Below are 23503 nucleotides of genomic sequence, written 5' to 3' on the forward strand. Positions count from 1 at the left end.
GCTTGGACTTTGCCACGCACGGCCGCTGCGCGGCCGGTCGCTCCTCGCTGCGCTCGTCGCTCGGTGGGGCGGGACCGGCCACGGTCCCCGCAATCTAAAAAGATCCGGCGATCTTGAGGTAGGCGATCGAAGAGCCGACCGCGGTCTGGCCGAACTTGGTGTCGTTGCGGCCGACGAACGCGAAGCCGCCGAGCTCGAGGGTCGCGTAGCCCCAGGGCGGGACGATGATGATGTTGGGCGCGAGCACGACGCTGGCCACGTCGCTGCGGTTCTTGGGGAAGTCGGTGACCGCGAAGAAGCGGAAGATCAGGTGGCGACCGAAGAAGATCACGTCGGTGCCCGCGAGCAGGTAGTTGCCGATGTTGTCGGCCCCGAAGTCGTCGATGAAGCCGCGCAGGTACTGGGCCTGGAGGTAGACGTGCTTGCCGATCGTGTAGTCGGCCCCGACGGTCGCCTTGATGAAGGGCTGCTTCTTGACGATCGGCCCGCTGAACTCGCTGACCGGGTTCATCACGCCGTCGCCGGGGGTGATGTCGAGGTTGAGGGGCAGCTCGACGCGGAAGTCGTACTGCTGGGTCGGGATGATCAGCGCGCCCTCGCCCCACAGGCCCATGTCGTCGAGGAAGGGCAGCTGGGCGGCGAAGTCGAGGCCGGCGACGTGCATCCGCGGATAGACCAGCGTGACGTCGGAATTAAACCAGTAGCCGTCGACGGGCTCGTCCATCACCGGCGCGACCTGGGTCGACTTGGTCTCGAAGGGGATCGGGATGTCGAAGAAGCCGTAGTAGTACGACGCGCTCAGATCCACCGGGCCGAGGCGCGAGCCGACCTTGAACGCGGCCTGGCCGTTGGTGATGTTGAGCGGCGGCGGCGCGACGGTGGTCTTGACCGCGGGGTTGAACTTCTCGTTGGCGCTGATGAAGCCCTGCAAGAACGCGAGCTTGTCCCTGTCGGACTGGTTGGCGAAGTTGACCGGGGTCTGGGGGTCGGCGAGGGCGAACGAGGCCGAGGGCGGGAGCAGGGCCGGATAAAAGAGCGGCACGTACACGCCCTGGAACCACAGCTTGTCCTGCCAGGGCGCGAAATCGACGACCAGCATCTGGTTGGCGATCGGCTCGGTGAACAGCGGCCGATCCTCGAGGTCGTCGGGGTTGATGTTGTTGGTCGGGCTGAACTTGTCGGCCGTGCCCCAGACCACGATCTGGCGGCCGATCTTGATGTCGAGCCCCGGCAGCGCGTCGATGATCGACACGTAGGCCGCGTCGCTCTCGACGTGGAAGGGCGTCAGCATCTGGGCGCTGGACAGATCGTTGAGCGTCGAGACCTGCGAGACGCCGAGGAACACGGGCTCGATGTCGCCGACGATCTGGATGTGCTTGTTGGGCTTGTAGGCGAAGTAAAATTCGAGCCGGTTCTCGTTGCGGCTCACGGTCCCGCGTGGGATCGCCTGGCCGAGCTTGAACGCCGAGGGCACCTCGGCGTGCTCGGCGAGCGTCGGCTGGTTGGGGTTCCAGCGCTTGCCCTCGTAGATGTTGTCGATGTCGATGTAGACGCTGCTGACCACGCGCAGGCGCAGGTCGAGCTTGCCGTTGAACAGGCCCGAGCCGTTGGCTGGCCCGGACGGCTCGATGTCCTTGGCGTCGGGCAGGTCCTCGATCGTCTCGCTGTCGCCGAAGATGTCGGTGAGATCGAGGTCTTCGGCGGGCGCGACCTCGGTCCCGCTGAGGATGGTCTCGCGCTCGACCTCGCCCTCGGGCACGGGCCCCTCGACGGGACCCCCGAGGCTGTCGTCGCTGTCGCCGCTGTCGCCGCTGTCGGGCTCGTCCTCGTCCTCGTCCTCGTCCTCGCCGCCGCCGAAGAACGCGTCCATCATCGCGTCTTCGTCGTCCTCGGCGTCAAGATCCGCGTCGGGCTCGGGGGCCGCGTCGGGCTCGGGATCCGCGTCGGGCTCGGGATCGAGCGCGGAGTCCGGCGGCGCGTCGGCCTCGGAATTTGCCGACGCGTCCGACCCGGAGCTGGACGCGTCGCCGCCTTCCTGCCCGACCGGGGGCTGGCCAGAGAAAAGAAGTACAGCCAGGAGCAGATCGGTCGGGATCACTTGTGCTCAGCGGGTCAGCGCAGCAGCGTGCGCCGGGAGAACAGAGCGTCCTCGACGCCCTGGTCGACCTTGATGTCGGACAGCTGGATCACCGTCTCGGCACCGGTCTTGAGGTTCTTCATCTTGATTTGGGTCGGCATCGCCTTGCCCGAGATCTTCGACCAGCCCCCGCGGGTCTGCTCGCGGACCGCGGTGCCCGAGCCGTCGAAGTACTTGATCTTGGTGACGCCGCCCTTGGTCTTGTCGATCGTCAGCTCGAGCTTCGACCACGAGGTCTGGAAGTCGGCCTTGGGCGTGAGGGTCAGGTAGGTCTCGTTGCCCTTTTGCCCGCTGATGTCAGCGGTGAAGTGCCGAGACATGTTGGTCATGACCATGTCCTCGGGCGTGAACTCGCTGCCGAGGAAGCCCTGGCTCTGGGCGTGCGCGGCGATCTTGCGCACCTTTTGGAACTCGGGGCTGTACATCCACAGCTCGCTGCCGACCATCAAGATCTTCATGCCAGCGACGTCACCGGGGGCGGTGAAGTTGATGTACTGCTTGTCGAGGCCCTTCATGACCATGTCGAACTGCAGCGTCTTCTTCTTGCTGCCCTTCTTCCAGATCTCCATGCTCGACACGTAGCTGACGTCGGCGAAGGCCTCGGCGTCCCGGTCGAGCTTCGCCAACACGGCGGCACCGTCGGCGGCCTGGGCCACGCTCGGGGGCGCGAGGACGGCCAGGGCGACGGGGGTGCAAACGAGGAAGGCGGAGAGGACGGTCGAGAGTTTCATGGAGGCTCCGGTGGGAATCGAGGCGGTCGGCGACGTGGACCGACCCGCGCCCTTGGACGCCTTCGGGCAGCCGCTATTCTCTAATTTTGCCGACGAATTTTAGCCAGGAATCACGGATTCGGGCCGGCTCGGGGCCCTCGTGGTGATCCCGATCACAGCTGTGTGAGTGGCCTTCGACTGCCGCGCGAATCGCAGCTCAATTCCGCATGTGCGTGCATTGTCATTCGCACTGCACGGACTTCAAGTTTTGCCCCCGGAGCCGTCCTTGCCGCGCTTGGGGCTGCGGATCAGCATCGGCGTGAACCACACCGCTCCCAGGGCCGCGCCGACCAGGCCAATCGACAGCCCGATGCCGAATTGCTGCAGCGGCGGCATCTCCGACAGCAAGAGCACGGAGAAGGCGAGCGCGAGCTGGACCGCGCTGATCACGATGACGGCGCCCAGCTCGCGAACCGCCCGCTCGCCTCCGCCCTGGTCACCATAGGAGCGCGCGCGAAAGCCCAGGTGGATCGCAAAGTCGACGCCCGCGCCGAGGGCGATGCACGCGACCATGCTGGTGCCAACGCTGATCGGGTGGCCGAGCGCGGCGAGGATCCCGGCCGAGAACGCGAGGGTCCAGATCGCCGGGACCAAGGCGAACAGCGATCGCGCGATCAGGAGCACGACACTCAAGGCGACGACCGAGACCAGGGTCGAGGTCAGCAGCGACCGGGTCACGCTCTCGGCGAAGGCCTGGCCGATGACGGGCTGGCCCGTGAGCCGAACGTCGGCCGCGACCTCGCGGACCTCGGCGTCGGTCGGCAGCTCGACGCCCGCGGGCACCGTCCACTCCTCGTCCTGGAACTCCGACAGGGCCGGGCGCAGCTCGTCGCAGCGGCGCTCGAAGTCGAGCGCGGCGCACCACCCCTCGACCTTGTACTTGCCCTTCTGCTCGTCGATCCACGCGCCGAGGTGCTTGGCCGCGGGCGCGATGCCCTCAGGATCCTCGGCGACCGCGGTCGGCAGCTTCTCGCGCATGTACTTCTCGAGCTCGGGGCCGCGCAGCTCGAGCAGCTTGACGGGCTCCATCGACTGGAGGCCCGGGACCTCGACCGCGAACACGCCCTCCATCTCGTCGTCGAGGTTGTCGCGCAGCTCGATGACCTTGGCGATCAGGGCCTGGGGCGGCTTGGCCTTGCCCGCGCGCAGCTCGTCGATGTCGACCTCCTTGTTGGTCAGGCGCGCGAGCCGGGCGGCGGTGTCGCGGTCGCGGGCCTCGGCGAGCTCGGGGAGCTCGGTCTTGGCCACGCGCAAGACGTCGTCGTCGGGCGCGTGGCGCTCGACGATCTCGCGGATCTTGGCGGTGACCTCGACCTGACCCTCGCCCTTCATCGGCGCGAGCTTGATGTGGATCAGGGCGCCGTCGGCCTCGTCGGTCATCAGCTGGACCATGGCCGGGTGACCGATCAGGTAGGTCAGCACTCGCCCGGCGCGGGGGGTCGTCTCGGGCACGCCTCGGCGGCCGCCGAGGGCCTCGTTGAGGACCTCGACGGGGTCGTAGACCGAGCGCACGTCGACGACGCCGTCGAGCGCCCGGACCTCTTCGCTGATGTTGCGGATCGTCCGCAGGACCTCGGCCTCGCCGATGTCGGCCTCGATCGTGACCTGCAGGTAGGTCGAGCCGCCGAAGTTGTCGTCGAAGAAGTTGTTGGTCACCCGGACCTCGCTGCCCTCGTCGAACACGTTGGCGGTGTCCGGATCGGCGCTCATGCCCCGGGCCAAGAACAGGCTCAGGGCCGCGATCACGGCCAGCAGCCACCACGGCGGGCGCCCGGGCATCGGCAGCGGACGCTCGGGCCTGTACTTCAAGAGGCCGTCGGGCAGCACGGCGAGCAGCGCGGGCAGGACCAGCAGCGCGAGGACCAAGAGCAGCAGCACGCCGAAGCCCGCGACCACGCCGAAGCGCTGCATCGGCACCTGCGGCATGGCGTAGAGGGCGAAGAACGCGACCGCGGTCGTGGCCCCCGACATCAAGACCGGCTTCCACAGCTCGTCGAGGGTCCCCGACGCCCGGGCTTGACTGGTGCCCTTGCGGCGCTGGTAGCCGGCGAGGATGTGCATGCCGAACGCGCCGCCGAGCGCGACCATCATGACCGGGGTCGAGGAGCTGACGATCGTCAGGGCCTCGTCGAAGCGGCCGTGGGCGCCCATGATCAGCGCGACCCCGAGGCCCGTGACCAGGAGGTTCAAGACCGCGGCCGTGACCGAGCCCAGGAGCAGCGCCGAGGCGATCGCAAGCACGCCGATCACGATCGGCGAGAGCTTCTCGATGTCGCTGCGGCTCGACGTGGACGCCGCGATCTCGATGTAGGGCGCGCCCGAGAAGTAGGCCTCGCCGTCCCAGCTGTCTTCGACGAGCGCGCGCAGATCCGCCAGGGTCTGACGTCGGGCCGCGAACCCCTCGGCGCCCTCGCCCTCGCGCGGGATCAAGAACACGAGCAGCGCCGCGGCCTCGCCGTCGGCCGAGATCAGGTTGCCCTTGGCGTCGCGGCTGCCGCAGCCCGCCCCGGTCTCGTCGCAGTCCGCCGAGCCGAGGACCTGGGCGCGGATCTCGGCCGCGTCCGTCATCGTGCTCGGGACCAGCGCGTCGACGACGAGGCCGTCCTCGGTGACGACCGGGTTGGGCAGATCCACGAAGGACAGCGCCGTCTTGACCTCGCCGAGCTCCTTGATCTTGGTCGAGAGCTCGCGGATCTTGGCCACCCGCTGAGGCGCGAGCAGGTCGGCGCCGCCGTCCGACAGGCCAACCAGCGCGACCTCGGTCATCCCGAAGCGCTCGGCGACCTGCTTGAAGTTGATGACCTCGGGGTGGTCGGGCGGCAAGAAGGCGAGGACGTCGTCGTCGTTTTGGATGTTGGTGACGCCGGGGATCAGCCAGGCGCACAGGGCCACGAACACGGCCAGGATCGCCCAACGCGCGCGGACGATCGGGTGGAGCTTCGACGCAGGTTCGCTCGCGTTGGACACAGCCACCTCCTACCGGACCTGCGCCCGGCTTGTCTTGATTTTTTTAGCCCCAGACCGGCCAGAGCCAGTCGCGGCGGTGCTCGACGCGACCGTGGACGACGTCCTGAAAGTGGTCGCCGAGCCGCTTGGTCACCGGGCCGATCCCGCCCTCGCCGAGGACTCGGCGGTCGACGGACCGCACGGGCGTGACCTGGGCCCCGGTCCCGCACAGGAACATCTCGTCGGCGACGTAGAGCTCGGTCCGCCCGATCGGCCGCTCGCAGAAGGACAGGCCGAGGTCTTCGGTCGCGAGCGTGATCAGGCTCCGGCGCGTGATCCCGTCGAGGTTGTCCTCGGTCGAGGGCGGCGAGATCAGCACGCCATCGCGGACGATGAACACATGCTCCGCGCTGCCCTCGGACACCTTGCCCTCGGTGGTCAAAAAGATCGCCTCGTCGAAGCCGTTGTCATGGGCCTCGCGCCGCGCGAGCGCGCTGTTGAGGTAGCCGCCCGTCGGCTTGGTCCGCGCGGGGATCGAGTTGTCGGGCGTCCGGCGCCACGACGACACGCAGACCTCGATCGAGTCCTTGTCGATGTAGCGCTGCAGCGGCATGCACCAGATGACCAGGCTCGCGTCCTCCTCGCGCAGCAGCGGCGCGAGCTTGGCGGTCTTGCTGATCACCATCGGGCGGACGTAGGCGTCGTGATGGATCTCGTTGCGTCGCAGGAGCTCCAAGACGGTGTTTGCGAGCTCGTCACGCCCGATCGGCAGGGGCAAAAAGAGGATCTTGGAGGCCCGCTCGAGCCGGCGGACGTGGGCGTCGAGGCGGAACACGAACAGCTGCTCGCCGTCGTCAGCGAGGTAGGCCCGGATCCCCCCAAAGCAGCCGAGACCGTAGTTCAGCGCCCGAGATCGGATGCTGACGGTCGCCTGCTCCTCGTCCACGAAGTTTCCGTCGATGTAGCTGAGCATGGTAGCGGCCGCACGATACGGCAAAACCCGGACACAAGGCCATGCCGGGGCTCGGCGGCGATGCGGGCCGATCTGAGGCTGATCCGTCGATCTGTGAAGCCGCCTTCGCGGATCGAAGCGGCATCCGGTCGCACCGGGCGCCGCCAGACCAAACTCACGAATTCCGGTTTGTGCGGCTTTGCGAAGAGCGGGGTGCGCGTGAGACTCTCGCGCCGAACGGCAGAACCTATGAACCGCAAACATTTTCTCACCTTGGGTCTTTCCTGCTCTCTCGCGCTCGTCTTCGGTTGCGCCGATGACTCGGTCGAAGAGGCCGGCCTCAACGACGACACGGGCACCAGCACCGGCACGGGCGACGGCGACGGAGATGGCAGCTCGGCCGAGGGGATGGATATGGATCAGGGCGACGGCGACGGCGACCCCGGAGACGGCGACGGCGACACGGGCGACGGCGACGGTGACACGGGCGACGGCGACGGCGACACGGGCGACGGCGACGGCGACACGGGGGACGGCGACGGCGACACGGGGGACGGCGACGGCGACACCGGCGACGGCGACGGTGACACGGGCGACGGCGACGGCGACACCACGGGCGACGGCGACGGCGACACCGGCACGACGGGCAACCCGGGCGCCTGCCAGGCGCCGTCCGAGTACGTCGACTGCGACGGCACCCCGGACGACCTGACCACCGACCCCTTCCAGGCCCTCGGCGTCAACTGTGGCGACGACCCGGCGAGCACCGTCATCGCCGAGAACACGACGATGAACTCGAACAACGACAACGCCTGGCGCATCGCCACGCAGTTCGGTAGCGCCGACGGCGACAACTACAACGGCAAGCTGTGGGCGGCCAACGACGCCGACTGGGAGAACCCGGACATGGAGGTGATCGACGCGAACACCTCGACGGCGATCCTGGTCCTCTCGACCGGCGTGGTCGAGGAAGCCGACGACCAGGGCGTGGTCATCGAGGCCCCTGGCTCGCAAGGCGGCAACGGCGACAACGGGAACGAGGACAACGGCGGCCTGCCGGACCCGCTGTCGGCGAACTACGGGTCGAACATGGGGATGGGCGGCACGCCCTTCGAGGACTGCGATCTGGCCAACGACTGCTCGGACAGCCTCTACGAGCACTGGTACGTGAACGGGTGGAGCGACCCCAACGACAAGCTCTGGATGCAGATGGACCTTCAGGTCCCGGTCGAGACCGAGGGCTACGTGTTCGACTTCGCCTACTTCTCGTCCGAGTTCCCGGCCTGGTACGAGACCGCGTTCAACGACCTGTTCATCGCGTGGTCGACGTCCGAGAGCTACACGGGCAACATCACCTTCGTGAACGACGCGCCGCTGACGATCACCTCGCTCGAGGACGCGAACGCGTTTCAGTACAAGGACGACGCGCCGGAGCTCGCGGGCACCGGCTTCGAAGGCAACGCGGGCACCGGGTGGTTCGTCGCGCGCGGCTCGGTCGTCCCCGAGGAGACCTTCCAGCTGACCTTCTTCATCGCGGACATGGAGGACAGCCAACTGGCGACGGGCGTGTTGCTCGACAACCTCCGCTGGGAGTGCGCGGGTTGCATCCCCAACGAGGTCAACAACTGCGGCATCCAGCCGCAGTGAGCGGCGCCTGACCGAAACAGCGCTCGCTGCTCTCGGCGAGCACGAGCGCTGTGGTCTGCATTACATACCCCGATCGATCTAAAATCTCAGAGCTCTGGATCGCTCGAATTTGCGTCGTTGACGGGCCAAATTGCGTGCGCACGCGCTGCGCTTTGCGACGGGTTCCTCTTGTACAATCCTCGCTCACGCAAGAGGCCCTGATATGACCAAAAAAACGATCCTGACTCTCAGCTTCTGTTCACTCGCCCTGACCGTCGGCTGCGCCGACGACGTCGGCGACGTCGGGTCCGACGCCGGTGACACCGGTACCAGCACTGACTCCGGCGACGGCGACGGCGACGGTGACTCGGCCGAGGGCATGGACATGGACCAGGGTGACATGGGCGACGGCGACGGCGACCCTGGTGATGGAGACGGCGACGGCGACACGACCGGCGACGGCGACACGACCGGAGACGGTGACGGCGACACGACCGGAGACGGCGACACGACCGGCGACGGCGACGGCGACACGACCGGAGACGGCGACGGCGACACGACCGGAGACGGCGACGGCGACACGACCGGCGACGGCGACGGCGGCACGACGACGGGCAACAACAACGGCTGCCAGGCGCCCGACGCCTACATCGACTGCGACGGCCCGGCCAACGACCTGACGACCGATCCCTTCGAGGCCCTGGGCATCAACTGCCCCGGCGGCGACGCGACGAACACCATCATCGCAGAGAACACGATGATCAATTCGAACAACGCCAACGCCTATCGGGTCGCGGCGCAGTTCGGCACCGCAGACGCGCCCGACGACGAGAACCGCTACAACAACAAGAAGTGGGCGGCGAGCCTCGACGTGTGGGTCAACCCGGACGACGAGGAGATCCCGCCGAACACCTCGACGGGCATCCTGATCCTCTCGACGGGCGTGGTCGCGCAGCGCGACGGCGACGGCGTGGTCATCGAGCAAAGCGGCTCGCAGACGGGCAACGGCGACAACGGCAACAACGACAACGGCGGGCTGCCGGCCCCGATGTCGGCCCAGCTCGGGTCGAACATGGGGATGGGCGGCACGCCCTTCGAGGACTGCGATCTGGTCAACGACTGCTCGGACAGCCTCTACGAGCACTGGTACGTGAACGAGTGGAACAATCCCAACGACATGTTGTGGATGCAGATGGACCTGACCGTGCCGGCCCAGACCGAGGGCTATGTCTTCGACTTCGCCTACCAGTCGTCGGAGTTCCCGCTCTACTACAACATGCAGTACAACGATCTGCTGATCGTCTGGTCGACCTCGGAGAGCTACACGGGGAACATCACCTTCGTGAACGACGCGCCGCTGACGATCACCTCGCTCGAGGACGCGGGGGCGTTCGCGTTCAAGGACAACGCGCCTGAGCTCGCGGGCACGGGCTTCGAGGGGCACGCAGCCACGGACTGGTTCACGGCGCGCGGATCCGCGGTGCCTGAGGAGACCTTCCAGCTGACCTTCTTCATCGCGGACATGGCGGACAGCATCCTGGCGACGGGCGCGCTGCTCGACAACTTCCGCTGGGAGTGCGCAGGCTGCATCCCCAACGAGGTCAACAACTGCGGGATCCTGCCGCAGTAGCTTCAGAGCCCCCACTGCGCGGCCGGTCGCTCCTCGCGGCCGGCCGCTCGTCGATCGGCCCCTGTCTCTCCCAACCTCGAGGGCCCAACCTCGAGGGCCCAACCTCGAGGGAGGGCCTTCACAGCTCCGCGGGGCCGAGGCCCTGGTGGCGGGCGAAGAGGGCGATGTCGCGGAGCTCGATGGCGCCGCCTGTGGGGCTGACGAGCTCGACGCGCAGTTGGGCGCGATCTTGGCGAGGGCGCCAGGTGATCGGGGCGCCGATCCAGCTGCCCTTGCGCATGGGTGGAGGGTGGAGGGTGCCGATGCGGTGCTTGTCGGCGTAGATGTGGAGCTCGGAGTCGGCGTGGGTCCAGGTCCCGGCCAGGGTCACGAGGACATCGAGGGGGCGGGGGCGGCCGAGCTCGCCAAGGGGGAGGTCGATCGGGGCGAAGGTCAGGGACATCCCGGCGGGCAGGACCAGGGCGAGGCCGGCGAGCTCGGGCGGGGGGCTGGTGCCGGGGCGGTAGCGCGAGAGGCTGCGGCCGGCGACCCAGGTCGTGGGCTCGATCGGGTGACCGAGCTTCTTTGCCGGGGCGATGGTCATGAGCTCGACCTGGGTGGGGTCGAGCTCGAACACGCCGCTGCGTTCACGCGGCAACAGGTAGAGGTGGTCGACGCGACCGTAGGGGCAGTCGCGGGGGCCGAGGGCGTCGTCGGGTAAGGCGGCGCCGAGCAGCTCGATCGTGAGGGTCTCGCCGACGGGCTCGTCGGCTCGTCGCGGCAGGGGGATCGGGGCCGGGCCGAGGGTCGCGCGGGGGTGTGGGCGCAGGCCGGGCGGTGGCTCGACCGGGGTCGGGACGCCGTCGATCGTCAGTGACCAGCTCGGGATCCGCCGGGCCATGCGGGGGTTGGCCCCGCCCGCGACCACGACCACGTGCGTCGACCATGCCGAGCGCGGGACCACGAGCTCGAGCGGGCGATCCGGTGAGACGCAGGTCCGGCCGTCGTCGTGGAGGCCGCCGCGGATCGTCACGCCCGTCGCCGAGTCGAGCTCGAAGCGCTCGATCCGGGCGTAGGCGCGGGGATCGACCCGGAGCTCGAGCAGGGCCATGCGCAGCTCGTGACGGGCGACGCGGGTCGGGAGCTGATCGGGGACCGGCGTCAGCGCGTGGACGAAGAGCTCGAGCGTGGCCGCGCGCTCGACGACGAAGGGCGCCCACAGCTGCTCGTCGAGCAAGGCGACGCGGGTGCCGTCTTCGCGCGTGTGCTGGTGCGCGGCCTCGTTGACCAGCAAGAACACAGGCGGCGGAGCTTCGCCGCGGCGCCCGGGTCCGGCGACGAGCAGCTCCCACGCGCTGATCCACGCGTCCTCGCGCGTGCGATAGGGCAGAACCTCGACGCCGTGGGCCATGGCCAGCGCGCCGCCGACTTGGTTGTGGGTGTGGCCGTTGTGCCAGCCCTCGCCGCCCGCGATCACGACCGCGCCCTCGGGCAGGCGCGCGGCCAGCCAGTCGACCGCCTCGCCCGCGGCCGCGTGCTCGCGCAGGCGCAGCTGTGGGTAGCGAAGGCCCGGACCGACGACCGACCACAGCAGCCCGAGCGCCGCGACGATGCCCAGGCCTCCGGCGATGCGTCGGCGGAGCGTGGATCCGTCGAGCGCCGCGCGGGGCCCCGCGAGCCAGCGAACGCCGGCCTCGATCGCCGCCGTGGCTGCGAGCGCGGCCGCGGGCAGCAGCTCGGGCACGAGGTAGCGACCGTAGTAGAAGAAGGCCAGGGTCGGGAGCTGGCGCGGGGCGTAGAGCAGCGCCGTGGCCGGGACGATCGCCGCGAGCGCGACCAGCCAGACCTGCTCCGGCCGCGGTCGCCAGCGCCGAGCCACGAGGATCGTCCCGACGCCCGCCCACGCGAGCAGCGGGAGCCCGAGCAAGATCGGCGCGGCGTCGAGGCGGCTGTAGGGTCGACCCGGCGGGGCCGCGCTGCGGAGCGACCACCACAAGACCACGGCCCCGAGACACGCGAGCCCGAGCAGCCGAGGCATCAGCGCGATCACGGCGCTCTTGGTCGCGTCGCAGGGCCCGAGCTCGCGGTCGACGACGAACCAGCCGACGGCCGCGAGCGCGGCGATCGTCACGAGCGAGACCGGGCCGAGGCCGACGCCCGGAATGCGGCGCAGGATCTCGTCATGAATGTAGGGATAGCTGGTCAGGGCGTGGACGATCACGCTCGCGACCAAGGCGCCGAGGACCAGGTAGGCAGCCCGGAAGCTGGCGGCCTTTTCAGCCCTGCGCGGGCGCAGCCACAACAGCGCGAGCACGACCGGCAACACCAGCAGCGCGTTGCCTCGCACGCCCGCACACAGCCCCAGCGCCGCCGCGGCGGTCCACGCACCCGAGCGCTCGCGCTCGACCCCGTCGCGCATCCGCAGCGCGGCGAGCACGGCCGCCCACTCGAACAGCGCCATCGGGTTCTCGCTCAAGGGCGTGCGCCCGGTCCAGATCGCCAGCGGTGAGCCGGCGACCAGCGCGACCGCCAGCGCAGCCCAGGGTCCCCGCGGCCACAGCCGCCGCGCGCAGGAGGCCAGGCACAGCAGCCACAGCCCGCTGGTCCACGCGACCGCGAGCCCCATTCGTTCGACCCCAAACGCCGCGCCCGTGGCGGCCAGCAGCATCGGGTGGACATGAAAGAACTGCGGGATGACCTCGCCGGCCTCGCGATCGCCGAGGTAGGTCCCGGGTCGGTAGGCGCCGTCGTAGCGATCGGCTCGCCATGGCGCGTCGCTGATCGGATAGAGCCCGAGGATGTCGAGGGCGCCAGCGGTCGAGGGATCGGCCGCGAGCTCGCGCCCGGCGGTCGCGAGCTGCGAGTCTCGCCACCCGAGCGCGCCGGTTCGCAGGCTCATCTGTGCTCGAAGCACGTAAGTGCCCTGATCGCGACCGGCGAGCGCCGCGGGGATCGTCGGCTGGCGCAGCCCGATCCCCGCGGCCACGACCGCGAGCAGGATCAGCGTGTGGAGCAGGGGAGCCGGGCGCTCGACCGGGGGCGCTCGCTCGCGCTCGACCGCCCAGGGCCAGCAGGCCAGGGCCAGGAGGGCGAGGGCGAGGGCGAGCTTGGGGGCCTCGAGCTCGCCAGCCCAGGCGAGGATCGTCGCGGCGACCCCGACGAGGCCAGCATGGAGGGCGAGGGTGAGCACCCAGTCATCGAGGCCCAGCCGCGCCCGTCGTCGTCGGCGACGCGCGAGCAGGCTCAGCGCGAGGGCCAGCAGCGCGGCGATCATCGCGACGGACACCGGGCCGAACATACGACGTGTCCGGACAAAAAAGCGCGATTTCATCCGCCCTGACCCGCCGCTTCCCTCGTCGCGGGCGACGCGGCACAATGGAGGCTGTGCCGGAGCTAGACGTGCGGCTCGAGGACGAGGCCTTGTTCATCGTGCCGGCTTCGGGGGCGCTGTGGATCTACGACTTTGGCAACAAGACCGAGGTCTTGCGCGACGCCAACGAAGGCAACTCGGGCCCGGTGTTTCAGGTCGCGCAGGCCACGGCCGGCGACATGAAATTGTTCCTGGTCCTGCCGACCTTCGCCGCGGCCTCGCTGGCGGCGCAAGACCGGATCTTCTCCATGCTGGCCGAGCACGACGCCGAGCGCCCGGTCGCCCTGGTCGTCGAGCAGCAAGAGGGCCGCGTGGTGATCGTCGCGGGTGACGCAGAGCTCGTCGCGCCGGCGGCGGCCACGGCCGCCGTGGTTCGGACCTGCTGGGAGTGGGACGAGTCCGAGAGCTTCTCGATCAACGTCGACCAGCGCGAGTATGGCGTCGTGGCCAAGCACGACGGTCAGACCTGGACGGCCGCGGTCCATCGCGCTCGACCCAAGTAGCCCCGCCGCTGCCTTTGTCGCCCGTCGGGGGCGCGCGGCGCGGGTCGCCGCTCTGGCGCCGCGCCCGTGCGCGCATGCACGCAGGCCAGGAGAGCGCAGGCCAGGAGAGAGCCGCGAGGGCTCGGCTCCTCGCTCCCCATGGGTAGGTCCATGAGGTCCATGGAGAGAGGCCTGCTCGGCCGTCGGCGCGAGCTCGACCACGAAGGAAGGACCGCACCGGCGCGAGCCTGGCGGGGGAGGCGAGCCGCGCGAGGGCTTGGCTCGCGGTCCCGCGCTGCTCGGGATCACCAGCGAGCATGGTCCGACACAGCTCGAGGAGGTCGGCGTCGGCCTGTGATGTGCGGAGGGCTGGATCGGGCGCGTGGTCCTCGACCTTGGCCGCGAGGATGTCCTGAGCCGCGCCCATGAATGGCCACGCGCCGCACAGGCACTCGTAGAGCATCACGCCGACGGCGTAGAGATCGGCGGCGGGGCCCGTCTGACCCTGGCGAGCTTGCTCTGGGGCCATGTAGGCCGGCGTTCCGACGAGCCCGCGCTCGATCGGGTCGCCCGCGTCCGCGTCGCAGACCAGGCCGAGGTCGAGGACGACGACGCGCCCGCTTGGGGTCACGAGCACGTTCGAGGGCTTGAGATCTCGGTGAACGTAGCCGCGCTGGTGGAGGTGCTCGAGCGCCGCGAGCAGCTGGCGCAGCGCCCGGCGGAGGCGGAGCTGGTTGGGCAGCTGACCGGCGCGAGTCTGCTGGCGCACGTACTCGACGAAGGGCACGCCGTCGATCAGCTCCATCGTGAAGAAGGCCTCGCCCTCGGCGGGCATGACCAGCTCGCGCGGCTTGACGAAGTTTGGGTGCTCGACGCTCTCGAGCGCGCGAAACTCTTGCTCGAGGCGCAGCAGCGCCCGGCCGTGGTCGGGGCGGAGGACCTTGAGGGCCACCCGCTCACCGGTCGCGCGCGAGCGGGCCGCGAACACCTGACCCATGGACCCGGCGCCGACGAGCCGCTCGAGCTCATAGTCACCAAGGAGCTCGCCAAGGACCGGCTCGTGGCCGCGGGCCACGCGATCGGCGAGCTTCATCGCGGGCGCCGCAGACAACCCGCTGAACGACTCGAGCTGCGGGTCGTACCAGGTGTTGAGCGACGCCGCCGGGATGAGGCTCAGCGCGTGCGAGTGGTCAAGGGGTGACAATTTGCAAGGACCTTAGTCGATATCGACGCTGGCGGAACTGGTCGGGAGATCAATAACAGCCGGTCTGTTTGTAATCGAACTCATGGTGTGACCATTGGTTCAAATCGGTGTTCCAACGCCCAGCCTCGGGTCTGCTGCAGCGTCTGGGGCCTCGCTTCTCGGTGTCTGCGGCGCCGGGGTAGAGTCCAAAATATTTGCGCCCAAGCGAGGCTTTGGCGACCAAAGTGGCCAACGTGCTGATGGACAGTTCCTGTACCATCGGACATGTCCTTTGGCACGTAAATCAGCGTAGTTTCCTGCGACTGTCGTGAATGGGGAACAGCGGAAACGGGCACATTGCCGCTACGGGGCAGATTTCCTCAGATCCGCTCACTTGCGTCTCGGTGACAGGTCAGGGCGAAAACTCGGCCGGCCAGGATTCGGCCGCGACGATCGTCCCGACTCCGCTCGGCGTGGGCCTCGGCGACCCCAGAAGTGCCTGGCGGCGAGGCACCCGCCCGCCCGCTCGGCGTGGGCCTCGGCGAGCCCAGATGTGCCTGGCGGCGTGAACTCAAACGGGTGAGTGACGTACTCTGGGCCGCGCTGGGGTTCTCCCAAATCAAGCGCTGAGTCGAAGAAGCTGAGTGCTAGCAGCCCGGGGTGCAATGCATCGTGTCGCCTCGCGCCGGAATGTTCGCCGAGGGCGCGAAGCCAAAACGCCGTTGTACCGGGCGTACTGCAAGTTTTGGCGACAAAGCCCTCGGCGAAAAGGCCAAGCGAGGCGGCGCGAGGCATTGCACCCCGGGCTGCTAGCACCCCGGGCTGCTAGCACCCCGGGCTGCTAGGAACTACACGAGAGCGTCGAGCAGCCGGGGCGGTTCTTGGCCCAGTCGGGCCGCTTGCCTGCGTACTGCTCGTGTCGCGGCTGCTCGTCGTAGGGCCGGCGCATCAGGTCGAGGAGCTCGCCGACCAGCGAGGGGTCGCCGGCCTCGGCCCTGTCGATCGCCAGCTGCGCGAGGTAGTTGCGCAGCACGAACTTGGGGTTGGCCGCGAACATGCGTGCACGTCGCCGATCGGGATCGAGGTTCTCTCCGCGCACGCGCTCGCCGAGCTGGCGCAGCCACGCGAGCGTGAGTGAGCGCGCTGTCGCCGGGAGCTCGCCGGGCTCGGCCTCGTAGTAGGCCGGCCACAGCGGCGCGAGCAGCTCGTCGTCGCTGGCTTGCTCGCGGCCGAGCGGGACCTCGGCGAGGGCGCGGTAGAAGATCGTCATGTCCGTCGGCGTGCTGCCGAGCACGCGCAGCGCGGCGCTGGCCAGACCGAGGCCGCTGCTCGGATCTTCAGGATCTTCGTCGGCCGAGATCGGCTCGAGCCCGAGCTTGGCCGCGAACATCGAGCGGGTGTGGTGATCGAGGGCCTCGGCGAAGGCACGGATCCCGTCTTCGAAGGGCTCGCCGCTGCCGACGAGGGGCTGCAGCGCCGTCGCTAGCTTGATCAGGTTCCACACGGCGATCCGCGGCTGGTTGCCGAAGCGGTAGCGCCGGCGCATCGCGTCGGTCGTGTTTGGGGTCCAGTCGGGGTCGTAGTCGTCGATCCACCCGTAGGGCCCGTAGTCGATCGTGAGCCCGAGGATCGACATGTTGTCGGTGTTCATGACCCCGTGGACGAAGCCGACGCGCATCCAGTGGGCGATCATCTCGGCCGTCCGGCGGCAGACCTCGGCGAACCATGCGGCGTAGGTCTGGGCCGAGGCTTGGCCGCTCGCGGACACCAGCTCCGGGAAGTGGGTGGCGATTGTGTAGTCGGCCAGGCGCGCGAGCAGCTCGTGCTCGCCGCGGGCCGTGAGCAGCTCGAAGTTGCCGAAGCGCAGGAACGAGGGCGCGACCCGACACACGATCGCGCCGGGCTCGGGCTTGGCGTGGCCGTCGTAGAACATGTCGCGGACGACCGCGTCGCCGGTCTCGACCAGCGAGAGCGCGCGCGTGGTCGGGACGCCGAGGTGGTGCATGGCCTCGCTGCACAAAAACTCGCGGATCGACGAGCGCAGGACGGCCCGGCCGTCGCCTCGTCGCGAGTAGGGGGTCGGGCCCGCGCCCTTGAGCTGCAGCTCCCAGCGCAGGCCGCCCTCGCCGCGCAGCTCGCCGAGGGTGATCGCCCGGCCGTCGCCGAGCTGATCGGCCCAGTTGCCGAACTGGTGGCCGCCGTAGCAGGCCGCGTAGGGATCCATGCCCGGGACCACGCGGTTGCCCGCGAGGACCTCGGCGAGCTCGTCCGAGTCGGGGCCGGGGTCTGCGGGCAGGCCGACGAGGGCCGCGACCTCCCGGGCCCAGGCGAGCAGCTTGGGCGCGCGGACTGGCGTCGGCGCGACCCGAGAGAAGCAGGCGCCGTGGACGGCGCGGCGAAAATTCTCGGGCTCGGGATCGCCGGGGAGCTCGCGGACGAAGGAGTTGTCGAAGGGCAGCGCGGCGAGGGTCATCGGGGGGTCTGTAGCAGACCCGCCGTCAGGGGATGCGTTCTTCCCCCCAGTGAAGCTGGCGCGTGACTGCAGCGCCGACGAGCGAGCTCGATGCGTGAGTCTTCTCGCCGGGCGAGTGACTCAAGCAGGGGCCCCGGCTCGACCTCGCCAGACGACCTCGCGGACCTGATCGAGGTCTCGTGCGATCGACTCGTCGCTCAGCTCTCCACCCGCCTTGAAGGCCTCGAGGAAGGCTCGGCCGAGCTGCCGACGGGCCACGGCGAGCCGCGACTTCGCCGTACCTTGCGGGATCCCGAAGTGCTCCGCGAGCTCGGCCGAGCTGAGCCCATGGAAGTGGCGCAGCTCGATGATGTCTTGCTCGGTCGCGGTGAGGCTCCGGAGGGCAGCGAGGAGCAGCTGTTGGCGCTCGTCCTCGGCGAGCAGCGAAGACTGGCTCCGCCCGCTCACGCTCGCGATCGATTCCGTCAGGGGATCAAAGCTCCCGTTTGGTCGGTGGAGCTTGCGGACGGTCTCGTAGTAGACGTTCTGCGCGATGTGAAACAGGTAGGTCCGCAGGCGCGAGCGACCCTCGAAGCGGTCGCGAGCCTCGACCATCCGCCTGAACACTTCCTGAATGAGATCCTCGGGATCAGCCTCCGAGACGCGCTGAACGAAGTAGACGCGAAGGCTGTTGAAGTACTGCGCGAGCAGCCGTCCGCCCGCGTCGCTGTCACCGTTGCGCCACTGTTCGAGCAGCTCGAGGTCCGGGTCCATCTCGCGGGTTGTACCACGTGATGGACCCGGGTCCGCCGTCGAGCTCAGCGGCGGGGTCGGTCAGGCTGGGCGTCGAGCGGCGAGGTCTTGACCTTGATCGTCCTGCGCTTGGTCGCCGGGGGCGAGGCGTCGCTCGTTGCCGTGATCTCGACTGGCAGCTCGGTGCTCGTCGGGCCGAAGTCGTAGTAGGCGTGGTCGGTTCCGCGCGACCAGGTCACGCTGCCCGAGCCGGGGTCGTGCGTCGCGGTGATCTCCCAGTTGTCGCCGCCGCTGCTGAAGTCCATCAGTTTGCAGCGAATGATCCCGCTCGGGGAGTTCAGGTCGCGGTGTTCGGCATGAAGCTTCTGGTCGTAGTCATCGAGGCTGTCGCTGCTGTGAACCATCTGGAGGGTGCTGGCTGCGTCGATTGTCCCGTCGAGGACGACGGGGTCTTGTTCAGACACGTACAGGGGGTCGGTCATGGTGCTCCTTGGGCTTCGTCGCATCCAAGGGATGCGTGGTTAGAGTTCTCGAGGTTCGAGGGAGTGGGGTTCGCAAGCTAAGGGGTCGCAGGTGGCTCGAGCTCGAGCTCGGCGTCCTGCAGATCGCTGAGTAGCTGATCGCGCGCGGGCGAGGGCGCCTGGTCGCGGAGGCGGCTTTGAGCCGCAGCGAGCGCGCGCGCGGCGATGTCCGGCCGCGTCGAACTCGCGAGCGTCGCCAAGTTGAGGGCGAGCTCGGCTTGTTGCTCGGCGCTGAGCAGGGGCAGCGAGACCTCGAGGGCCGCGTCGAAGTCCGGACCAAAGTCACCCGTGGCCGCGTAGCTGTAGACGACGAGGACCCAGCCCTCGCGGACGTGGGTCGGGGTCCCGGGGTGGCCGACCGCGAGGAGCTCGACGAGCTCCGCGCGACGCGCTCGCTCGAGCTCGACGGACTCGTCGAGCTGAAACTCGAGCTGCAGCGCGCTGACCGCTGCCGCGATGTGGGCGTCTCGGCGGTCGGACTGGAGAACCTTGGTCAGCAGTCGACGCGCCTCATCGGGGTCCGCGAGCAGCTCGGTCTCGTTGACGAGCAAGCGCCCGAGGTTCACGAGCGCCTCGGGATCCTCCGGCTCCAGGGTGAGCGCGGCGCGATGACAGTTCTCGGCGGCGCGAGGCCGTCCGAGCTGCTCGTAGATGTTCCCGAGGTTGACGACGCGCTGTACGACGTCAAAGGTGCGGCCGCCGAGGATGTCACGAAGTACGGACCTTCGTTGCAGCGAGAGCGCCAACTCCAGGTCACCCTCTCGCCGCGCGAATGAGGCCTCGACCTCGTCGAGGGCCGAGCGCCGCGGGCTGAGCAACAACTCGTCGGAGCCCGCCAAGATCGCCCTGGCGTTGTCGATCCAGACATCGCCTCGCTCGAGCTCCTCGGACCTCATGACGAGGGTCTTCGCCGACTCGATGTTGGCCTGGAGCCGGCGCTCTTGGTCGTGGGAAATCTCCGCGAGCCGCCGCGCCTGCTTGAAGTCAGCGACGGCGAGGTCGTACTCGGCCGAGACGGAGTACGCCCGCCCGCGTCGGAGCCGCAGCTCTGCGCGATCAACGGGGGTCTCGGCGACTCCAGCGAGGGCCTCGTCGCTCGCGGCGATGACCTGCTCGTGCGCTGCCTGGATGTCGAGGGGCTCGAGGGTGCTCGCCACGAGCTCCTCGACCTCTGGCGACAGCGCGCGCGTCGGCCCGGCGACGAGCGCAGCTTCGAACTCGCGCGCGAACTCGGGGAAGCGCGAGGGCTCGTAGTCGGACAGGCGGTTCAAGCTGCGCAGGAGGGCCTGCAGTTGCTGCCTGCGGGCGGGGTCCTCGGCCAGGCACAGGGCGCGCGCGTCTGCCTCGAGCTTGTCGACGTGGACCGCGAAGCGAGCCGCCAAGCTGGGGTGGGCCTCGTGAAAGACGGCCCACTGCTCGGTCGCGGTTGTGGCGGCGAGCTCGTCCGCGAGGGGGCAGTCGGGGCTCGTCGTCTGATACGCGAACCACAGTGAAGCGAGCCCCGCGAGGCTGATGAGCGCAGCCGCGACCCAGCCGGTCCGCCGAAGCATCCGCTCGGGCCGGTTCAGCTCGCGCTCGAGCAGCTCGACGACCGCCTCCATGTGACGGTGGCGTCTTTGGGGTTGCGCTGACAAGCCCACGCGGAGCGCGTGTCGGAGTCGGCTCGGGAGTCGAGCGGCCTGATGGGGCTCGGCCCCCTGAATCGCATCGAGCAGCTCGTCGCGCGTGGTCCCCGAGTAGGGCTTCTCGCCGCACAGCGACTCCCACAAGGCGACACAAAAGGCGTACTGATCGGAGCGCGCGTCTGGTCGGTCGCCGCGCAGTTGCTCGGGCGCCGAGTAGCCCAGAGTGCCCAGGAATTCCCCGGTCTGGGTCATGCGCTCCGCGCTGCCGAGTGCGTTCGCGGACCCCTCCGCGAGCTCGATGTCGTGCTCCCCGAGGACATGGGCGAGGCCGAAGTCGCCGACGCGCGCGCGGTCGTCCTCGCCCACGAACACGTTGTCGGGCTTGAAGTCGCGATGAACGATGCCCTGTCTGTGCGCGGCCGCGAGCCCCCGCCCGGCGTCGATGTACAATCGCAAGCGGTCGCGCATCGAGCAGTCCGGCCGGGACTGGCGCCCGCGCAGGGTCTGGCCATCGACGAGCTCCATGGCCAGAAACACTCGTCCGTTGTCGACGCCACTATCGAAGACCGTGACGATGTTGGGATGATCGAGCTTGGCCAAGACGATGGCCTCACGACGAAGACGCGCGCGGAGCTTGTCGACCCTTGTCAACGAGCGCGGAGACACGAGCTTGATGGCGACGTCGCGCTGGAGCTGTGTGTCGAAGGCCCGGTAGACCGAGCCCATCCCACCGAAGCCGATCTTCGGACCTCGGAGCTCGTAGCGTCCGATCTGCTCTCGCCGCTCAGGTTGCAGACCGAGGCGGGTCCGGACCCGGTCGTACATCGCCTGAACCTCGATATCGAGGTCGGCGATCTGCTCGGGCATGGTCTGCTCGGCGAGTTCGATCATGCTGTCGTCCACGGTCTGCGCGGGATCCGTTGTACGATCGCCGCGGGTTCTTTGGGACCTCGACCGAGGCGTCCGCCGCTGGACTCGCTTCGACATTCACGAAAACGGTGGCGCCGAGTCAGGGGGGGATCGAAATGCGCAAGTGAACAAGCTCACGGGAATTGTCGCTGCGAGGGGGGATCGCAGCGGCATGACAGGTCACCGTGGGCAGGATGAAGCGCGCACTGCTGATCGGCGTGGCGGACAAGGACCCCGAGCACCCGTTCTTGCCGGAGCCGAGCTTGGTCGTCATGGAGGACCTGCTCGAGGAGCTCGGCGGCTGGACCACCACACGGGTCGACGGCCCCTCAGCAGACCGCGCGGGGATCTTGGCCGCGCTCGTCGAGCTCGCGCGGACCGTCCAGCCAAAGGACACCTGCTTGGTCTACTTCATCGGCCACGGGGGCATCGTCGAGATCATGGATCTGCCGCCGCCGCTGGGTCGTCGCCCGGTGTTCTACGTCTGCGCCGCTCGCCCGAGCCCAAGCTGGAGTTTCGAGGGGATCCTCGACGTCGAATTGTCGATTCACCTCGCGCAGATCGACCGGGTCTGCGGCAACGTCACTGCGATCCTCGACTCTTGTTACTCGGCGCGGGCGATCCGAGGTCCACTGTGGCAACTCCATGAGTCGCCACAGTGGGTCCGCGAGGTGGCCGCGCAGCTCGGGCTGCAAGACGTGGACTCGCTCTTGAGCGTGACCAGCCACCCCCGAATTGTCCGGCTGGCCGCGTCGTCGTCGCTGCGCAAGACCTTCGCAGATCCTCAACCGGACGGGCACCTCGGCCGCTTGACGCGAATGTTCGACGAGACAGTTCGGGAGGCGGAGCTCCAGCTCGAGAGGCTGACCTGGGACGCGCTCGCTCACCGCGTGCGCGAGCGAGCGATCTGGCGGCTCGGCTGCGAGGAGCAATGGGTGAGCCTGGTCGGGCCGCGGCAGCGGCTCTTGTTCTCGCGCCGCGAGGTCGAGCTCCCGAGGACCGTGGGCTTCGTGCCGCGGGAGAATCAGTCGGGCGGGTGGATTCGCGCGGGGGCGTTGCAGGGGGTGCAGGTGGGAGACGAGTGGGCGCTCGCGGACCTCCAGCTCCAAAGCGATGGTCAGCCCCAGCTTCGCGGCCAATTTCGCGTCGCGGCGGTCGGTCTCAACCGGGCTGAGCTCGAGCCGGTCCGCGGCGCCGACTCGGCCCCGCCGGGGGCGAGCGCGATGTTGCTCCGCGCGCGTGAGCGCATGCCCGTGTTCGTCGAAGCTCCGCCCTCGGGCGAAGATGTTCTCGCCCGCTCCGCGTGGCTGGTTTCGACCCCCGTCGACAGCGAGGCCGCCGCCAAGCTGTGTATTGGCGACGATTGGATCGACGTCTACGCCGCGGGTGAGGTCCATGCACCCGCTCGCTTTTGCGCGGATCGGTCCGGCCGGTCTGCGGCCGTCACGCGCCTCGAAGACTGGGCACGGGCGCGTGTCTTGTTGTCCGTGTCGAGCTCCTATGTAGCTCGGGCGTCACCACCTTTGTCGGTGGAGTTCGGTCGCTACCAGGTTGTTCGCGGTCGGCTACGGCCGCGGACCTCGAGCCCTTCGGGAGGCTGCCCGCGCCTCCACGACGGTGACCGATTCTTTGTTCGTGTCGCCCATGTTGGTGGGCGCTCCGGGTGGTTCATCAGCGCCGTCGAGGTTGACGTCGCGGGTCGACCCGCGCTGCTCGACGCGAGCGAGCCGGACGGGCGCGAGCTCCTCGCTGGTGAGCGCGCGACGATCGGCGAGCGTTCGCATCGGCGGGTCCAGGGCATCCAACGCAGCTGGCCCGAAGGGGTCGCGCCCGATCGTGCCCGAGTCGCAACGATCATCGTGCTTGCGAGCCGCCGGCCGATCCAGCTGGGCCACCTCGTTCGCGGTCGCGCCTGCGACCTCGCGCTCCCGCGCGATGCCCCACGCCCGCGCCGGGCTCGAGTCCGTGGCTTCCTCGCCCAGCCGCGACCGCGAACGGGCCCCGAGCTGACCCAAGAGTGGTTCGCGGCGTCGATCCCCTACGAGCTCGATCCACGACCTCGGGCTGCTAGCGACTACGGGTAATGACCGCGCGCATGAATGGATTGGCTGATTCATCGGAGTGCTCTTCGCAGGATTGAGTGATTGTTGTCGTGAGCTTTCTCTTTG

The 23503-nt window shown here is 68.9% G+C and carries 14 protein-coding genes; 4 read left to right on the plus strand and 10 right to left on the minus strand.

What is annotated here, in order from left to right; translation table 11 throughout:
- Window positions 1–94: 94 nt before the first annotated feature.
- The 4 genes from ENSA5_RS09575 to ENSA5_RS09590 all read right to left on the minus strand — a co-directional run bounded on the left by ENSA5_RS09575 (window position 95) and on the right by ENSA5_RS09590 (window position 6826).
- The gene (locus ENSA5_RS09575) at window positions 95–2098 is read right to left on the minus strand and encodes a hypothetical protein (protein ID WP_106391326.1); all 2004 of its coding nucleotides are present in this window, start codon (window positions 2096–2098) and stop codon (window positions 95–97) included.
- Window positions 2099–2112: 14 nt separating this feature from the next.
- Entirely contained in the window at window positions 2113–2868 is a 756-nt protein-coding gene (locus ENSA5_RS09580; RefSeq protein ID WP_106391327.1) for an outer membrane lipoprotein-sorting protein, read from the minus strand.
- A gap of 240 nt (window positions 2869–3108) precedes the next feature.
- A complete protein-coding gene (locus ENSA5_RS09585; protein WP_181197569.1) occupies window positions 3109–5874 on the minus strand; it encodes an efflux RND transporter permease subunit in 2766 nt (921 codons plus the stop codon).
- Window positions 5875–5917: 43 nt separating this feature from the next.
- Window positions 5918–6826 carry a branched-chain amino acid transaminase gene (locus tag ENSA5_RS09590; protein ID WP_106391329.1) on the minus strand — a complete coding sequence of 303 codons (909 nt, stop codon included), beginning with the start codon at window positions 6824–6826 and terminating at the stop codon, window positions 5918–5920.
- 252 nt (window positions 6827–7078) lie between these two features.
- Here ENSA5_RS09590 and ENSA5_RS09600 point away from each other — a divergent pair, with 252 nt between their 5' ends.
- Window positions 7079–8452, plus strand: a complete 1374-nt coding sequence (locus tag ENSA5_RS09600; RefSeq protein ID WP_258182803.1) for a choice-of-anchor L domain-containing protein — start codon at window positions 7079–7081, stop codon at window positions 8450–8452.
- 202 nt (window positions 8453–8654) lie between these two features.
- Window positions 8655–10061, plus strand: a complete 1407-nt coding sequence (locus tag ENSA5_RS37340) for a choice-of-anchor L domain-containing protein (RefSeq protein WP_181197571.1) — start codon at window positions 8655–8657, stop codon at window positions 10059–10061.
- 118 nt (window positions 10062–10179) lie between these two features.
- On the opposite strand, the gene ENSA5_RS09610 is transcribed toward ENSA5_RS37340, so the two are convergent.
- Window positions 10180–13326, minus strand: coding sequence for a hypothetical protein (locus tag ENSA5_RS09610; protein ID WP_146155516.1), 3147 nt, complete (start codon window positions 13324–13326; stop codon window positions 10180–10182).
- Window positions 13327–13424: 98 nt separating this feature from the next.
- Here ENSA5_RS09610 and ENSA5_RS09615 point away from each other — a divergent pair, with 98 nt between their 5' ends.
- Window positions 13425–13913 (plus strand): hypothetical protein, encoded by a 489-nt coding sequence (locus tag ENSA5_RS09615; RefSeq protein ID WP_146155517.1) that lies wholly within the window; start codon window positions 13425–13427, stop codon window positions 13911–13913.
- Here ENSA5_RS09615 and ENSA5_RS09620 read toward each other — a convergent pair.
- The 5 genes from ENSA5_RS09620 to ENSA5_RS09640 all read right to left on the minus strand — a co-directional run bounded on the left by ENSA5_RS09620 (window position 13825) and on the right by ENSA5_RS09640 (window position 21317).
- Window positions 13825–15096 carry a serine/threonine-protein kinase gene (locus tag ENSA5_RS09620; protein ID WP_106391332.1) on the minus strand — a complete coding sequence of 424 codons (1272 nt, stop codon included), beginning with the start codon at window positions 15094–15096 and terminating at the stop codon, window positions 13825–13827. The genes ENSA5_RS09615 and ENSA5_RS09620 overlap by 89 nt on opposite strands.
- 820 nt (window positions 15097–15916) lie before the next feature.
- Window positions 15917–17548, minus strand: coding sequence for a protein adenylyltransferase SelO (locus tag ENSA5_RS09625; RefSeq protein ID WP_106391333.1), 1632 nt, complete (start codon window positions 17546–17548; stop codon window positions 15917–15919).
- A 120-nt stretch (window positions 17549–17668) separates the two neighbouring features.
- Window positions 17669–18301, minus strand: a complete 633-nt coding sequence (locus ENSA5_RS09630) for an RNA polymerase sigma factor (protein WP_106391334.1) — start codon at window positions 18299–18301, stop codon at window positions 17669–17671.
- 44 nt (window positions 18302–18345) lie between these two features.
- Entirely contained in the window at window positions 18346–18762 is a 417-nt protein-coding gene (locus ENSA5_RS09635; protein WP_106391335.1) for a hypothetical protein, read from the minus strand.
- Window positions 18763–18839: 77 nt separating this feature from the next.
- The gene (locus ENSA5_RS09640; RefSeq protein WP_181197572.1) at window positions 18840–21317 is read right to left on the minus strand and encodes a protein kinase domain-containing protein; all 2478 of its coding nucleotides are present in this window, start codon (window positions 21315–21317) and stop codon (window positions 18840–18842) included.
- A gap of 212 nt (window positions 21318–21529) precedes the next feature.
- Here ENSA5_RS09640 and ENSA5_RS09645 point away from each other — a divergent pair, with 212 nt between their 5' ends.
- Window positions 21530–23419, plus strand: coding sequence for a caspase family protein (locus ENSA5_RS09645; protein WP_106391337.1), 1890 nt, complete (start codon window positions 21530–21532; stop codon window positions 23417–23419).
- The last annotated feature ends 84 nt before the right edge of the window (window positions 23420–23503 follow it).

Source organism: Enhygromyxa salina, from assembly GCF_002994615.1.
GTDB lineage: Bacteria > Myxococcota_A > Polyangia > Nannocystales > Nannocystaceae > Plesiocystis > Plesiocystis salina_A.

Excerpts from the sequence above, each read along its gene's own strand:
- ENSA5_RS37340 (WP_181197571.1), top strand. The coding sequence starts at position 8,655 with ATGACCAAAAAAACGATCCTGACTCTCAGCTTCTGTTCACTCGCCCTG.
- ENSA5_RS09640 (WP_181197572.1), bottom strand. The coding sequence starts at position 21,317 with ATGATCGAACTCGCCGAGCAGACCATGCCCGAGCAGATCGCCGACCTC.
- ENSA5_RS09645 (WP_106391337.1), top strand. The coding sequence starts at position 21,530 with ATGAAGCGCGCACTGCTGATCGGCGTGGCGGACAAGGACCCCGAGCAC.
- ENSA5_RS09635 (WP_106391335.1), bottom strand. The coding sequence starts at position 18,762 with ATGACCGACCCCCTGTACGTGTCTGAACAAGACCCCGTCGTCCTCGAC.
- ENSA5_RS09590 (WP_106391329.1), bottom strand. The coding sequence starts at position 6,826 with ATGCTCAGCTACATCGACGGAAACTTCGTGGACGAGGAGCAGGCGACC.
- ENSA5_RS09625 (WP_106391333.1), bottom strand. The coding sequence starts at position 17,548 with ATGACCCTCGCCGCGCTGCCCTTCGACAACTCCTTCGTCCGCGAGCTC.
- ENSA5_RS09580 (WP_106391327.1), bottom strand. The coding sequence starts at position 2,868 with ATGAAACTCTCGACCGTCCTCTCCGCCTTCCTCGTTTGCACCCCCGTC.
- ENSA5_RS09630 (WP_106391334.1), bottom strand. The coding sequence starts at position 18,301 with ATGGACCCGGACCTCGAGCTGCTCGAACAGTGGCGCAACGGTGACAGC.